Source organism: Sphaerisporangium aureirubrum, assembly GCF_042658925.1.
In the GTDB taxonomy this organism is placed as follows: domain Bacteria; phylum Actinomycetota; class Actinomycetes; order Streptosporangiales; family Streptosporangiaceae; genus Sphaerisporangium; species Sphaerisporangium aureirubrum.
In genome coordinates this window covers 210,229-223,734 of the sequence record NZ_JBHSRF010000007.1, presented here as the reverse complement: position 1 = coordinate 223,734, position 13,506 = coordinate 210,229, and the positions used below count along the sequence as shown (strand labels likewise).

Below are 13,506 nucleotides of genomic sequence, written 5' to 3'. Positions count from 1 at the left end.
GGGGATCTGGTGCTCAGTCTGCACGCGGATTCGCGGGTGTACGCGGGGGGGCGGGCGCCTCGGTTTCTGTTGACGGTGGTGAACACGGGGCGGCTCGCTTGCGCGGTGGATCTCGGGCGGCGGGCGGTCGAGACGCTGATCACCTCTGGGGGGGATCGGATCTGGTCGACCACGGACTGTGTCAGCGGGGCGGGGAAGGATGTCCGCACCCTGAGCAGGGGGGTGCCGCACGTGACGGAGGTGCGGTGGGACCGGCGGAGGTCCGGGGCCGACTGCCGGTCGGAACGGCCGGTCGCACGGCCGGGGACCTACGTGGCGACGGCCCGGCTGGGTGGGCTGCGTAGCCATGAACTGATCTTCCAGCTGCGCTGAGGGCCTGCGGTGGGGGCCTGCGCTAAGGACCTGCGCTGAGGGCCTGCGGTGGGGGCCTGCGCTAAGGACCTGCGCTGAGGGCCTGCGGTGGGGGCCTGCGCTGAGGGGCTGTGGTGAAGGGCTGCGCTGAGGGCCTGTGGAAGGGGCTGCGGTGAGTGAGGGGCAGGGGTGAGGGGCTGCGGTGAGGGGCTGTGGGGTGGGTTAGACGTAGCGTTCCAGGATGGAGGCTTCGGCCAAGCGGGAGAGGCCCTCGCGGACGCTGCGGGCGCGGGACTCGCCTACGCCGCCTACGGACTGGAGGTCGGCGGTGCTGGCCGCCAGGAGCTTCTGGAGGCCGCCGAAGTGGTCGACGAGGCGGTCTACGACGCTGCCGGGGAGGCGGGGGACCTTGGCCAGCAGGCGGAAGCCTCGGGGGCTGACGGGGCCGTCCAGGGCCTCGGAGCCGGCGTGGCCCAGCACGCGGCCTACGGCGGTGAGGTCCAGGAGGTCGGAGGCGGACAGGCGGTCGAGCTCGGCCAGGGACTCGGGGACGCGGCGCGGGCGGCGTTCCTTGCCGGAAGGGAGGTAGTCGCGCATGATCAGGTCGCGGTCGCCCTCGACGCCGGCCACCAGCTCGGCCAGTTGCAGGGACAGCAGCCGCCCGTCGGTGCCGAGCTCGACGACGTATCCCTCGATCTCGCCGGCGATGCGGCGCACCATTTCGAGCCGCTGCACCACCACCGCGACGTCGCGCGCCGTGACGAGGTCCTCGATCTCCAGGGCGGACAGTGTGCCGGACACCTCGTCGAGGCGCATCTTGTAGCGCTCGAGGGTCGCCAGAGCCTGGTTCGCCTTGGACAGGATCGCCGCCGACTCCTCCAGGACGTACCGCACGCCGTCGAGGTAAAGGGCGATGATGCGCATGGACTTGCTGATCGAGATCACCGGGAAGCCGGTCTGCTTGGCGACCCGCTGGGCGGTGCGGTGGCGGGTGCCGGACTCGTTGGTGGGCAGCGCGGAGTCGGGCACGAGGTGCACGGCGGCCCGCACGATCTTGTTGGCGGCGTAGTCGAGCACGATGGCGCCGTCCATCTTGGCCAGCTCGCGCAGCCGGGTCGCGGAGAACTCGACGTCCAGCATGAACCCGCCGGTGCAGACGCTCTCGACCTCGGTGTCGTACCCGAGGACGATGAGCGCTCCGGTGTGCCCGCGGAGGATGCGCTCCAGGCCGTCGCGCAGGTCGGTGCCCGGAGCGAGCGAGGCAAGGATGGATCTTCGCCGCTCGTCGATCCCCTTGTCGATGTTTGCCACATGGCCCCCGGTGGTCGCTGACGTCGCCCAGTTTACCGGGGAGGGGCCGTCCGGGCCGGGACACAGCGCCCCGAGCCCGGCGCCGTCCCCGCGCGGTCAGGTGACATGGGTGAGGGCGTCCCAGACGTTCTCGGCCTCGGTGACGTCGAACCCCGAGGTCAGGGCGGTGGTGCGCACCGGGGTGCGGGCCACCGGGACGGGCCGCAGCGAGTCGCGTCCCTCGGTGCCGGGCGGCGGCGTGTCCTGGTCGAGCGAACCCGCGGGCACCAGGGCGCGGGTGAAGCCCAGCCGGGCCGCCTCGGCGACCCGCCGCCGGATGTCGCGGACCGGCCGCAGCTCCCCGGCCAGCCCGACCTCGCCCAGCACGACCAGCCCGGACGGCAGGGGCCGGTCACCGGCCGCGCTGGCCACGGCGAGCATGACCGCGAGGTCCACCGCGGGGTCGTTCAGCCGGATGCCGCCCACGGTGGCGGTGAAGACGTCGCAGCCGCTCAGCCGGGCGTTCAGCCGCCGCTCCAGTACCGCGAGGATCATCGTGACCCGGAACGGGTCGAGGCCGGAGGTGGACCGGCGGGGCTGCTGGGCGTCGGTGGGCCCGACCAGGGCCTGCACCTCGGCGGGCAGCGGGCGGGTGCCCTCGACGGTGACGGTGACGCAGGTGCCGGGCACCGGCTCGGACCGGCGGGACACGAAGAGCCCGCTCGGGTCGGGCAGGCCCTGGATGCCGCGCTCGTTGAGGTCGAAGCAGCCGACCTCCTCGGTGGGGCCGTAGCGGTTCTTGACGCAGCGGACCATGCGCAGCCGGGAGTGGCGGTCGCCCTCGAAGTGGAGCACCACGTCGACCAGGTGTTCCAGCACGCGGGGCCCGGCGATCGAGCCGTCCTTGGTGACGTGGCCGACCAGCACGGTGGACAGGCCGCGTTCCTTGGCCATGCGGACGAGGTTGCCGGTCACCTCTCGGACCTGGGTCACCCCGCCGGGCACGCCGGTGGTCTGGGTGGAGCCGATGGTCTGCACCGAGTCGACGATCAGCAGCCGGGGCTGGACCTTCTCGACGTGGCTGACCAGCGCGGCGAGGTCGGTCTCGGCGGCGAGGTAGAGCTGGTCCTGGATGGCGCCGATGCGGTCGGCGCGCATGCGGACCTGGGCGGCGGACTCTTCGCCTGTGACGTAGAGAACGGTCTCGTGGCGCGCGATGCTGGCGGCGGCCTCCAGCAGCAGGGTGGACTTGCCGATGCCGGGCTCGCCGGCCAGCAGCACGACGGCGCCGGGCACGAGGCCCCCGCCGAGCACCCGGTCGAGCTCGCCCACGCCGGTGGTGCGCGCCCGGGCGAACTCGGCCTTGACCTGGCCGATCGGCAGCGCGGGCGCGGTGACGGCGCCGCCCTGGACGACGTGGACGCCGGCCCGGGCACCCTCTTCGTCGACCGTGCCCCACGCCTGGCACTCGCCGCAGCGGCCCACCCACTTGGTGGTGCGCCAGCCACACTCGGCGCAGCGGTAGCCGGGCTTCTGCGTCTTGGTCATGCGGGCACGCTATCCGGCCCCGGTGACAAACCGCGCTCAGAACAGACGCCACCGCAGGACATTGGGGTAGTCGATCTCCAGTCCCGGGGTCGCCGCGACGGCCTCCTCGGCGACGTCGGGGGCGAACTCGATGCGCAGCACCGCCTCGAGGTCGGCTCGCGCGGCGAAAGCCATGCGCAGGTCGAGGTCGCGGCGCATCCACCCCTGCCGGGTCCAGAACGCCTCCACACGCTCGGGGGAGTACGCCGGCACGGTGCGGGTGAACCACCGCCCGAACGCCCCCCGCGCGCCGTCCAGGTCCACCACGAAGGCCGCGCCGCCCCGGCGCACGACCCTGGACAGCTCCTTGAGGCCGGGCTCGCAGCCGGGGCCGAAGAAGTACGCCCAGCGGGCCACCGCGACGTCCACCGAGGCGTCCGGCAGCGGCAGGGCCTGCGCGGTGGCGGTGTGGACGGTCACCGACGGCATGCCGCGGCAGCGCTCGGCGGCGCCGGCGGCGAGCCTCGGGTGCGGCTCCACACCGACGACCTGACGGGCCGTGGCGGCGTACCCGGGCAGGTGGTAGCCGGTGCCGCACCCGACGTCCAGCACGACGCCCCCGTCCCACGGCCGGATCGCCCTCATGGCCGCGTCCGCGACCCCGTCCGGGTCGACGGCGCGGTTCTCCAGCTCGTAGACCTCCGGGGTGTTCCAGATGTTGGGGCTCGGGATGGCCCCCTTCGCGATCCGCGCCATGGAGCACACGCTAGACCAGGTCTCGGACGGGACGGCTTGTTATGATCTCGGTGGCATCCGGGTTGCGGAGCGCCACCTGTCCGCGACCCGGCTTAGGCTGGCTATTGTGACCGACGTCATCCGAGTGCCGAATGCCAAGATCGCTCTGTCCACCGCGTCGGTGTATCCGGAGCGCACTCCGGACGCCTTCGAGCTGGCCGCGCGGCTCGGCTACGACGGCGTCGAGGTCATGGTGGGCGCCGATCCGGTGAGCCAGGACATCGACGTGCTGGAGCGGCTGGCCGACCATTACCACGTGCCGGTGCTGGCCGTGCACGCCCCGTGCCTGCTGGTCACCCAGCGCGTGTGGGGCCGTGACCCCTGGGCCAAGCTCGTCCGCGCCCAGAAGGCCGCGGAGCGCCTCGGCGCGCGGACCGTCGTGGTCCACCCGCCGTTCCGCTGGCAGCGCGACTACGCCCGCGACTTCGAGACCGGTCTGGCCCGCATGCGCGAGGAGACCGACGTGACCTTCGCGGTGGAGAACATGTTCCCCCTGCGCGCCCGGGGCGCCGAGGTCGTGCCGTACTCCCCGGGCTGGAACCCCATCGACCAGGACTACCCCCAGGTCACGCTGGACCTGTCCCACACCGCCGTGTCGGGGTCCGACGCCGTCGAGATGGCCGAGAAGCTCGGCGACCGGCTGGCCCACCTCCACCTGGCCGACGGCATCGGCACCACGAACAAGGACGAGCACCTGGTGCCGGGCCGGGGCAGCCAGCCGTGCGCCCGCATCCTGGAGCGGCTGGCCACCAGCGGCTACGGCGGCCTGATCGTGCTGGAGATCAACACCCGCAAGGCGGTGGGGCGCAGCGAGCGCATCGACGACCTGGCCGAGGGCCTGGCGTTCGCCCGTTTGCACTTCGCCGCCTCCTCGACGGCGTGATCTACTCGTCGCCATGAGTCATGAGGTGTTCGACCGGGTCGCCGAGTACTACGACGCCGCCAGGCCGGGCTACCCCGACGGCGTGTACGACGCGGTGGCCGCGCTGTGCGCGATGTCCCTGGACGGCGCCGTCGTGGTGGACGTCGGCGCGGGCACGGGCATCGCGACCCGGGGCCTGCTGGCGCGCGGCGCCCGGGTGACGGCGATCGACCCCGGCCAGCGCATGCTGGCCCGCCTGATGGCCCATTCGGCGTCCCCTGGCGTGGTCGTGGGGGACGGCAACGCGCTCCCGCTGCGCTCGGGTGTCGCCGACCTCGTCTGCTACGCGCAGTCGTGGCACTGGCTGCGGCCCGCGGACTCCATCGGGGAGGCCGTGCGGGTGCTGCGCCCCGGCGGCGTGGTGGCGGCGTGGTGGAACACCGTGGACCTCGGCGCCACGCCGGACGACGCGCAGGGGACCGGCCCGGACTGGCTGGTGGCCTTCGAGCGGCGGCTGGCCGCGAGCTGCCCGGCGTACTGGGGCCCGGCGCTGCCGCAGTGGCGGGTGCCCCAGGTGGCCAAGGCCATGGGCGAGGCGGGCCTGGACGTCCAGGAGGCGTGGATCCACTGGGTGCGGCAGGTGAGCGTCGACGACATGATGCTCGACCTGCGCTCCCACTCGTTCGTCGCCGCGCTCGGCGAGGAGGCGGCCGCCGAGGTGCTGAGGCGCGAGCGCGGCGAGTTGCGCAAGGCGGCCCCGGACGGCGAGCTGGAGGTGCCGATGCGCGTCTATCTCGCGATGGCCCGCACGGCGCGGGACGCCGATGGCTGACGGCACGGCACGGAGGCGCCCGGGACGGCGTCCCGGGCTGACCGACACGCGGGGCGAGATCATCGCCGCGGCCAGCAAGGTCTTCGCCGACAAGGGCTTCGACAAGGCCACGATCCGCGGCATCGCCAGGGAGGCCGGGGTGGATCCCGCCCTGGTCCATCACTATTTCTCCACCAAGGAAGGCATCTTCGTCGCGGCGCTGCGCCTGCCGGCCGATCCCTCCACGGCGCTACCGCTGATCCTCCAGGGGCCGCGCGAGCAGATCGGCGAGCGCCTGGTGCGGTTCATCCTGACCCTGACGGCCAACGCCGAGGCCCGCGAGCCGGTGCTGGCGCTGGTGCGCAGCGCCGCCACGAACGAGCAGGCGGTGCTGATGGTGCGGGAGTTCCTGACCCGGGCCATCCTGGACCGCGTGGTGGAGATGCTCGGCGTGTCGCGGCTGCGCATGGAGGTGGCGTTCGCCCAGATGTTCGGGGTGATCATGCTGCGGTACGTTCTGCGGGTGGAGCCGCTGGCCTCGGTCGAGATCGAGGAACTGGTCGAACTGCTGGCCCCGACGATCCAGCGTTATCTGGGAGAGGAATGATCGGCCCCGCGCGGACGGCGTCCAGAGCACTCTTCTAGTATCGATTCTGGTATCGGTCGCCGGCCCTGCGGGTCAACCGGGGTGCACCCATAAGTTACCGGCGGGTAGTATTCGGGTGCCACCGGTCACGAGCGGTGCCCGGGCGGCCACGCCGTAGATAGGAGGACCCGTGCTCCTTGTAGCGATCATCGGGCTGGTCATGACCGCGGCCGCGATCGCGGTCGCCGGCCGCCGCGTGCGCTACCTGCACCGGCTCGCCACCAGCGGCCAGCCCGCCCCCGAGCGCCTCGCCTACGCGAAGGCGAACGCCGGAGCCGAGCTCAGGGCGCAGCTGGTCGAGGTGTTCGGGCAGAAGAAGCTGCTGAAGTGGACGCCCTCGGGCGCCGCGCACTTCGTGGTGTTCTGGGCGTTCGTGATCCTCGCGACCGTCTACCTGGAGGCGTACGGCGCGCTGATCCAGGGCGCGGTCACCGGCACCCCCGACTTCCACATCCCGCTGGTCGGCACCTGGCCGGTCCTCGGGTTCCTCCAGGACCTCATCGCGGTGGCCTGCCTCCTCGGCCTCGCCGCCTTCGCGGCCATCCGGGTCGCCAACTCGCCGAAGAAGCTCGGCCGTGAGTCGCGGTTCAGCGGCTCGCACCTCGGCGGCGCCTGGCTGATCCTGTTCATGATCTTCAACGTGATCTGGACGCTGTTCCTGTTCCGCGGCGCGTCGATCAACACCGGCAACTTCCCCTACGACTCCGGCGCCTTCGCCTCCCAGGGCGTGGCGGCGCTGCTGCGCCCCCTCGGCGAGGGCGTCAACGACGCGCTGGAGCCGGTCGGCCTGCTGCTGCACCTCGGCGTCATGCTGGTGTTCCTGGTCATCGTGGTGAACTCCAAGCACCTGCACATCGGCACCGCGCCGCTGAACGTCATGTTCTCCCGCCGCCCGGACGGCCTCGGCGCCGTGCCGGAGATGCGCAGCAACGGCAAGGTGATCGACTTCGAGGAGGCCGACCCCGACACCGACGTCTTCGGCCGGGGCAAGCTGGAGGACACCACCTGGAAGGGCTTCCTCGACTTCTACACCTGCACCGAGTGCGGCCGCTGCCAGTCGCAGTGCCCGGCGTGGAACACCGGCAAGCCCCTTTCGCCCAAGATGCTCATCCTGGACCAGCGCGACCACGCCTTCGCCATCGCGCCGTACCTCCTGGCCACCGAGGAGGAGCGCGCGAAGCTCCCCGAGGACGTGCTGGCCCTGGCCGGCATGCCGCTGGTCGGCGAGAACGGCGTGATCCACCCGGACGTGCTGTGGTCCTGCACCAACTGCGGGGCGTGCGTCGAGCAGTGCCCGGTCGACATCGAGCACATCGACCACATCATCGACATGCGCCGCTACCAGGTGATGATCGAGTCCAGCTTCCCGTCCGAGGCGGGCGTGATGCTGAAGAACCTCGAGAACAAGGGCAACCCCTGGGGCGTGCCCGAGATGAAGCGGGCCGAGTGGATCGAGGAGCTGGCCTCCCGCGAGGTCGACCCGATCGAGGTCACCCTCGTCGAGGACAAGATGCCCGAGGACATGGAGTACCTCTTCTGGGTCGGCTGCGCCGGCGCCCTGGAGGACCGGGCCAAGAAGACCACCAAGGCCGTCGCCGAGCTGCTCCACATGGCCGGCGTGCGCTTCGGCGTGCTCGGCCCGATGGAGGCCTGCTCCGGCGACCCCGCGCGGCGGCTCGGCATGGAGTTCCTGTTCAACATGCTCGCCCAGCAGAACATCGAGACGCTGACCGAGGCGGGCGTCACCAAGATCGTGGCGACCTGCCCCCACTGCTTCAACACGCTGGCCAACGAGTACCCGCAGCTCGGCGGCACCTTCGAGGTCGTGCACCACACCCAGCTGCTGGCCAAGCTGGTGGAGGACGGCAAGCTCACCCCGATCACGCCGATCGAGGAGAAGATCACCTACCACGACCCGTGCTTCCTCGGCCGGCACAACAAGGTGTACGCCCAGCCGCGCGACATCATGGCCAAGGTGCCCGGCGTGCGCACGCAGGAGATGCACCGCTGCAAGGACCGCGGCTTCTGCTGCGGCGCGGGCGGGGCGCGCATGTGGATGGAGGAGCGCATCGGCAAGCGCATCAACACCGAGCGGGTGGACGAGGCGCTCACCACCGACCCCGACCGCGTGTCCACCGCGTGCCCCTTCTGCCTCGTGATGCTCGGCGACGCGATCAACGAGAAGAAGAACAGCGGCGAGGCCAAGGAGACGCTCGAAGTCGTGGACGTGGCGCAACTCCTGGTCACTTCAGTGAAGGGTGGGACGGTCACTCCCTCGGACCCCGCGTAGGGGGCCCGAAACCCTTTCTCCACATATCGATGAAATAACGGTAACCTCAACGTCGCGGCTCAATCGACGGGGAGGGGGCGCCGGTGCGCGTTGTCGTTACCGATGCCGAGGTCACCATGGCCGACGTCCTCTCGCTTCGTCTTGCCATCGAGGAGCCCCTTCCCGAGGGTACGCGGCTGGTGTTCCGGCAGCGCAGCGGCGGCGCGGAGAGCTCGGTGATCCTCGGCACGCCGGGCGCGGAGGCGCACGACGTGTCGGTGGCGGTCTCGCTGGCGCCCCTCGCGCTGACCCCTGGCCGCTGGGACACCTACCTGGAGCACGGCGAGCCGGGACGTCCGGGCGGCCGCACCCGGGTCCAGTGCGTCGACCCCGGCTTCTCGCTGGACCGCCTGGACGCCTACGCGCTGAGCCGCCGCACCCTGGCCTACCGCGCCTACCGCACGCTGAACGGCTTCCTGGCGCTGCGCATCGCCGCGGCCGAGCCGGTGGCCGACGTGCGCGCGGTGTGGTTCCGTGAGGGGCGTTTCGAGGTCACCGGCCTGCTGGCCTACACCGGCTTCACCGACGACGACTCCCACCACACCGCCCGCCTCGCGCTGCGCCCCCCGGCGGGGCCCGACGGCGCGGTGACCGCCGTCGCGACCGTGCAGGGCGTGCGGTTCCACGCCGCGCTGTCGCTGTGCGACGTGATCGCCGCCACCCCCGAGTACGAGGGGCTGTGGGAGCCGTCCCTGGAGGTGGACGGCCTCGCCGAGCCGCTGCCGCTCGGGGCGCGCATCGACGACGTGGACGGCAAGCGCCGCCGGGTGCAGTACCCCGACACCGAGGTGGACGGCGTGCCGATCCGCCCCTGCTACACCGCGGACGACGAACTGCGCCTCGAGGTGGGTGGATGAAGATCTGCTTCCTGCTTCCCTCGGCGTACGGAATGCGGGGCGACACCAGGGCCGTGATCAACCTCGCCACCGAGCTGGCGACGCGGCACGAGGTGCAGATCGTCAGCGTCCGGAGGGTGCGGGAGGCGCCGTTCTTCCCCATCGACGGCAAGGTGTCGGTGCGCTGGCTGGTCGACGCCCGTCCCGGGGTGCGCCATCTGCTGCCGCGCGGCCAGATGCGCACCGAGATGGCCCTGTGGCGCACGCTGCGCGGCCTGCGGGCCGACGTGCTGGTCACCACCCGGGCGAGCCTCGGGGTGCAGGCCGCGCGGCACGTGCCCCGTGACATCGTGCGGCTGGCCCGCGAGTGGGCCCGCCCGTCCATCCCCGGCGCGGTCCGACGGTTCTACCCCAAGCTCGACGCCGTTGTGGCGTCGACCGAGACGACCAAGGACGAGTTCCTGCGGCTGCTGGACGGCGCGGGGCCGCCGGTCGAGATCATCCCGGACGCCCTGCCGCGCGGCCCGTGGCCGAGGTCGCGCATGGACAACCGCATCGTCTCGGCGGGCGGGCGGTGGCTGCCCGGCAAGGCGTTCGACACGCTGATCCGCGCGTTCGCCATCGTGGCGGACAAGCGCCCCGACTGGCGGCTGCGCCTGTACGGCGGCGGCCCCGAGGAGAAGCGGCTGAGAGCGCTGGTCGGCGACCTCGGCCTGCACAACAACGTGTACTTCATGGGCACCACCCCCGACCTGCAGGGGGAGTTCGCCAAGGCGTCCATCGTGGCCGTCACCTCGCACGCCGAGTCGCCCGGCATGACGGTGATCGAGGCACTCGCGTGTGGTGTCCCCGTGGTGGGCTTCGAGGGCACCCGCGGGCCGGGGGAGTTCGTCACCGCCGGGCGGGACAGCGTGCTGGTCTCCCGAGGCGAGCAGGAGCTCCAGGCGTACGCGGCGGCGCTGCTCGCGCTGATCGACGACGGGCGGCGCCGGATGGTGCTGGCGGCCGGGGCCAGGGAGGCGGCGGCGGCGCACGAGGCGTCCGTCGTGGCCGGCCGCTGGGAGGAGATGTTCGAACGTCTGCGCGCCCGCTGAGATACCCCGAAGAGGTATCCTGGGCGATATGCATGGGTACAGCGCCGACAAGCAGGCCTATCTCACCAGGCTCCGCCGGATCGAGGGCCAGATCCGCGGCCTCCAGCGCATGGTCGAGGAGGACGCCTACTGCATCGACGTGCTGACCCAGGTGTCGGCGGCCACTCGCGCCCTGCAGGCGGTGGCGCTCGGCCTTCTGGAGGACCACATCGGCCACTGTGTCACCGACGCGATCAGCGCCGGCGGGCCCGAGGCCGAGGCGAAGGTCAAGGAGGCCTCGGCGGCGATCGCCAGGCTGGTGCGGTCCTAGTCCGGTGCTGGTGCGGCGCTAGTTCGGCGGTAGTGCGCCCGCGTGGTTCCACAGGGCCCGGCGGCCCGTCCGGACTAGTCCGGTACGTGGGGTGAGGGACCCTTTCACAAAACCGTCCCGAACTCCCAGGGAGTCCGGGACCAGTTCTGCGAGCTCCTTCAGTGACTCACCGAAGTGCGCAATCCGAGCGCGTTGTCGAGTTCATCCAACGTCAGCTCTCGTTCGCTGACAGCGACGGCGCTGAGCACCTCCGCGTAGAGCGCGATCTCGTCCAACGCGACACGGTCATGGACCCTTGAGTCCAGGTTGTCGTGCCCCACCGCGTCGTCCTTCCTTCCGCAGCCCACACCCACTTCGAGGTTACGACCGGTCGGGCTTTCGACGACATGGCCCATCGTGACCATTCGCCAGACCCTCCCGTGTCCCTGTGGAGACCATTTCCCGGTTCCGAGATCACAATTCCGTCAAAACCACTGATAGGAGGGCGGGGAATGATATACGCGGAGTAAGTAAAAAATAGCCCAATAACCCGTTTAGTCGGGCCCATGGGCGTCAGGTGTGGCGTATCCATTGCGACGAGACATCTGGGACTCCAGGTAATGGGTCCGCGGGGTCGTCGCGCTCGTGGATCAAGCATCGTACCGTGGCGGCGGACACCGGGAACCCGTGGGCGGGCGGCTCGGTCCCGGTCAGCCGGCACCACGCCAGCCCGGTGGCGTACCCCGCCCCGAGGAGCGTGGCCGCCGACGCGCGGTCCGGCGGCAGCACGTCCGGCGCGGGCTCGCCGGCGCGCGGCCAGCAGTCCCTGAGCGGGTGCTCGGGGGCCGACAGCGCCATGTGGTACGTCCGGCGCGACTCGGCGTCCAGCCACGGGTACAGCCGCCCCGTGGCCTCCGGGGCGACGGTCTGCACGTCGGCGGCGAGCAGCGCCGCGGCCACCGTCCGGGGGTCGGCGCCCCGGTCGCCGACGAACGCGAGCGCCTGCACCATGTCGTACAGCACGTGCCGGAAGTGCTCCTCCGGCGCCGTCTCCGGCAGCACGGCCCCGGCGAGGTGGCCGGGGCAGCGGGCCAGCCACGTGCGCCGCAGCGTGGCGGCGTCCCTGGCGTGGTGGTCCAGCCAGGGCCGGGCCGCCAGCGGCTCCACCATCGCCAGCAGCGCCTCCGCGCGCGGGGCGAACCGCCGGTCGGCCCGCAGCACCCGTGCCGTCGCCGTCGCCAGCCCGGCGAGGCGCAGCGCGGCGCCCTGCGCGCCCCGGCCGAGCGGGTCGGCGTACAGGTCGATCAGCGCGGACAGCGGCACCGGCGGCAGCCACCGCACCCAGTCGTCACCCGGCAGCGGCCGGGACAGGAACTCCCCGAACATCGACAGCAGCACCTCGTTGCCGTCGAACGCCGGGGCGTAGGCGCACCACATGACGGTGCCCCAGACCATCGCCACCGCGGCCGGCACGTCGTCGTGGAACGACTCGCGCAGCGGCCCCGCGACCCCGATGAACTCGCCGAGGCCGCGCTGCGCGTCCAGCACGCCGCGCAGGCCCTCGGTGATGCCGCGCGGCACGTCGGGACCGACGAACGCCTGCGCCGACCCGCGGTCGAAGGCCAGATGGGCGGCGCGGGGCAGCAGGTGCTCGGGCACCGCGGGCGCGGGGTACGGGGGCCGGGCGGCCGAGCGCACGTCCTCGGCCGCGGGGGGCGCGGACAGGTGCCACAGGCCGTCGGACCGGTCGTGGCGGTACCAGCGGGCGTGCGCGCCGAACAGCCAGCACCCGCCGTCCTCGGTGGCGATCAGCCGGGCGGCCATCGCCTGCGCCTGCGTGGGAGCCGGTACGTCCGCCCACCGGGGGTCCGCGACCATGGCGCGGACGTCCCGTTCGATGGCGTCGAAAGGATCCCACTGCACGGCGGCAATGCTACTGCCGGGAATGTCCCGGCTCCCGTCCCCTGACACACCGCGCGCGTGTCACGAGGACGGCAGCGGGAGGGCGGCGCGGTGGAGGGCGGCCTTGGCCATGTAGTTGGCCGGGGTGTTCGCGAAGGAGGCGCGGTCGGCTTCGGTGAGCTCGCGGACCACCTTGCCGGGCACCCCGGCGACCAGCACCCCGGACGGGACGCGCCTGCCCGGCGTCACCACGCACCCGGCGGCCACCAGCGTGCCCGCGCCGATCCGCGCGCCGTTCAGCACGATCGCGCCGATGCCGACCAGCGCGCCGCTCTCCACGTGGGCGCCGTGCACCGTCGCGCGGTGGCCGAGGCTGACCCGATCCTCAAGGACGGCGGGCAGCCCCGGGTCGGCGTGCAGGCAGCACAGGTCCTGGATGTTGCACTCCTCGCCGACCTCGACGGCCTCGTCGTCGCCGCGCAGCACCGAGCCGTACCACACGCTGGTCGCCCGCCCGAGCCGCACCCGGCCCACGACGACCGCGGTGGGCGCCACGTAGGCTTCCGGGTGCACGGAAGGCACGGCGTCGCCCAGCGCGGCGAGATACGGCGCGGACGGCACGGCGTGGGGACCGGTCGGCTCACTCATGATCGTCATGATGTCACGCGGGCCGGAGCGCGTTCCCGCCCGGCGGGCGGGCCGTAAGGGTTCGCGAACACGTCAGGCGTTCGGGTTGCGGAGTGCGGCCGATGGCAGGAAAGTCGTGTCCTGACG

Annotated in this window: 14 protein-coding genes; 8 read left to right on the top strand and 6 right to left on the bottom strand. The window is 72.2% G+C overall.

Annotation, left to right across the window (positions count from 1 at the left end; all coding sequences use genetic code 11):
• The first annotated feature begins 231 nt into the window (after nucleotides 1-231).
• Nucleotides 232-372, top strand: coding sequence for a hypothetical protein (locus ACFP1K_RS08360; protein WP_380748696.1), 141 nt, complete (start codon nucleotides 232-234; stop codon nucleotides 370-372).
• 201 nt (nucleotides 373-573) lie between these two features.
• Here ACFP1K_RS08360 and disA read toward each other — a convergent pair whose 3' ends face one another.
• The 3 genes from disA to ACFP1K_RS08345 all read right to left on the bottom strand — a co-directional run bounded on the left by disA (nucleotide 574) and on the right by ACFP1K_RS08345 (nucleotide 3,924).
• Nucleotides 574-1,662: a DNA integrity scanning diadenylate cyclase DisA gene (gene disA, locus ACFP1K_RS08355; RefSeq protein WP_380748694.1), complete on the bottom strand. Its 1,089-nt coding sequence runs from the start codon at nucleotides 1,660-1,662 to the stop codon at nucleotides 574-576.
• A gap of 96 nt (nucleotides 1,663-1,758) precedes the next feature.
• Nucleotides 1,759-3,189 carry a DNA repair protein RadA gene (gene radA / locus ACFP1K_RS08350; RefSeq protein ID WP_380748692.1) on the bottom strand — a complete coding sequence of 477 codons (1,431 nt, stop codon included), beginning with the start codon at nucleotides 3,187-3,189 and terminating at the stop codon, nucleotides 1,759-1,761.
• A gap of 36 nt (nucleotides 3,190-3,225) precedes the next feature.
• The gene (locus ACFP1K_RS08345) at nucleotides 3,226-3,924 is read right to left on the bottom strand and encodes a class I SAM-dependent methyltransferase (RefSeq protein ID WP_380748690.1); all 699 of its coding nucleotides are present in this window, start codon (nucleotides 3,922-3,924) and stop codon (nucleotides 3,226-3,228) included.
• Between the two features lie 106 nt (nucleotides 3,925-4,030).
• Here ACFP1K_RS08345 and ACFP1K_RS08340 point away from each other — a divergent pair, with 106 nt between their 5' ends.
• The 7 genes from ACFP1K_RS08340 to ACFP1K_RS08310 all read left to right on the top strand — a co-directional run bounded on the left by ACFP1K_RS08340 (nucleotide 4,031) and on the right by ACFP1K_RS08310 (nucleotide 10,851).
• On the top strand, nucleotides 4,031-4,846 hold the full coding sequence (locus ACFP1K_RS08340; protein WP_380748688.1) for a sugar phosphate isomerase/epimerase family protein: 816 nt from the start codon (nucleotides 4,031-4,033) through the stop codon (nucleotides 4,844-4,846).
• A gap of 13 nt (nucleotides 4,847-4,859) precedes the next feature.
• Entirely contained in the window at nucleotides 4,860-5,657 is a 798-nt protein-coding gene (locus tag ACFP1K_RS08335) for a class I SAM-dependent methyltransferase (RefSeq protein WP_380748686.1), read from the top strand.
• Nucleotides 5,650-6,243 carry a TetR/AcrR family transcriptional regulator gene (locus ACFP1K_RS08330; RefSeq protein WP_380748684.1) on the top strand — a complete coding sequence of 198 codons (594 nt, stop codon included), beginning with the start codon at nucleotides 5,650-5,652 and terminating at the stop codon, nucleotides 6,241-6,243. Before ACFP1K_RS08335 ends, ACFP1K_RS08330 begins: the two co-directional genes overlap by 8 nt.
• Nucleotides 6,244-6,412: 169 nt before the next feature.
• A complete protein-coding gene (locus ACFP1K_RS08325) occupies nucleotides 6,413-8,572 on the top strand; it encodes a (Fe-S)-binding protein (protein ID WP_380748682.1) in 2,160 nt (719 codons plus the stop codon).
• Nucleotides 8,573-8,655: 83 nt separating this feature from the next.
• Complete coding sequence (locus ACFP1K_RS08320) at nucleotides 8,656-9,468, top strand: hypothetical protein (RefSeq protein WP_380748680.1); 813 nt, start codon at nucleotides 8,656-8,658, stop codon at nucleotides 9,466-9,468.
• On the top strand, nucleotides 9,465-10,541 hold the full coding sequence (locus tag ACFP1K_RS08315) for a glycosyltransferase (protein WP_380748678.1): 1,077 nt from the start codon (nucleotides 9,465-9,467) through the stop codon (nucleotides 10,539-10,541). The genes ACFP1K_RS08320 and ACFP1K_RS08315 overlap by 4 nt, the downstream gene beginning before the upstream one ends.
• 28 nt (nucleotides 10,542-10,569) lie before the next feature.
• A complete protein-coding gene (locus ACFP1K_RS08310; RefSeq protein WP_347635770.1) occupies nucleotides 10,570-10,851 on the top strand; it encodes a metal-sensitive transcriptional regulator in 282 nt (93 codons plus the stop codon).
• A 158-nt stretch (nucleotides 10,852-11,009) separates the two neighbouring features.
• Here the strand turns inward: ACFP1K_RS08310 and ACFP1K_RS08305 are convergent, their stop codons facing one another.
• The 3 genes from ACFP1K_RS08305 to ACFP1K_RS08295 form a co-directional block, all read right to left on the bottom strand.
• Entirely contained in the window at nucleotides 11,010-11,255 is a 246-nt protein-coding gene (locus ACFP1K_RS08305) for a hypothetical protein (protein WP_380748676.1), read from the bottom strand.
• 148 nt (nucleotides 11,256-11,403) lie between these two features.
• Entirely contained in the window at nucleotides 11,404-12,753 is a 1,350-nt protein-coding gene (locus ACFP1K_RS08300; RefSeq protein WP_380748674.1) for a hypothetical protein, read from the bottom strand.
• A 60-nt stretch (nucleotides 12,754-12,813) separates the two neighbouring features.
• Nucleotides 12,814-13,380 (bottom strand): gamma carbonic anhydrase family protein, encoded by a 567-nt coding sequence (locus tag ACFP1K_RS08295; protein ID WP_380748672.1) that lies wholly within the window; start codon nucleotides 13,378-13,380, stop codon nucleotides 12,814-12,816.
• Nucleotides 13,381-13,506: the final 126 nt, after the last annotated feature.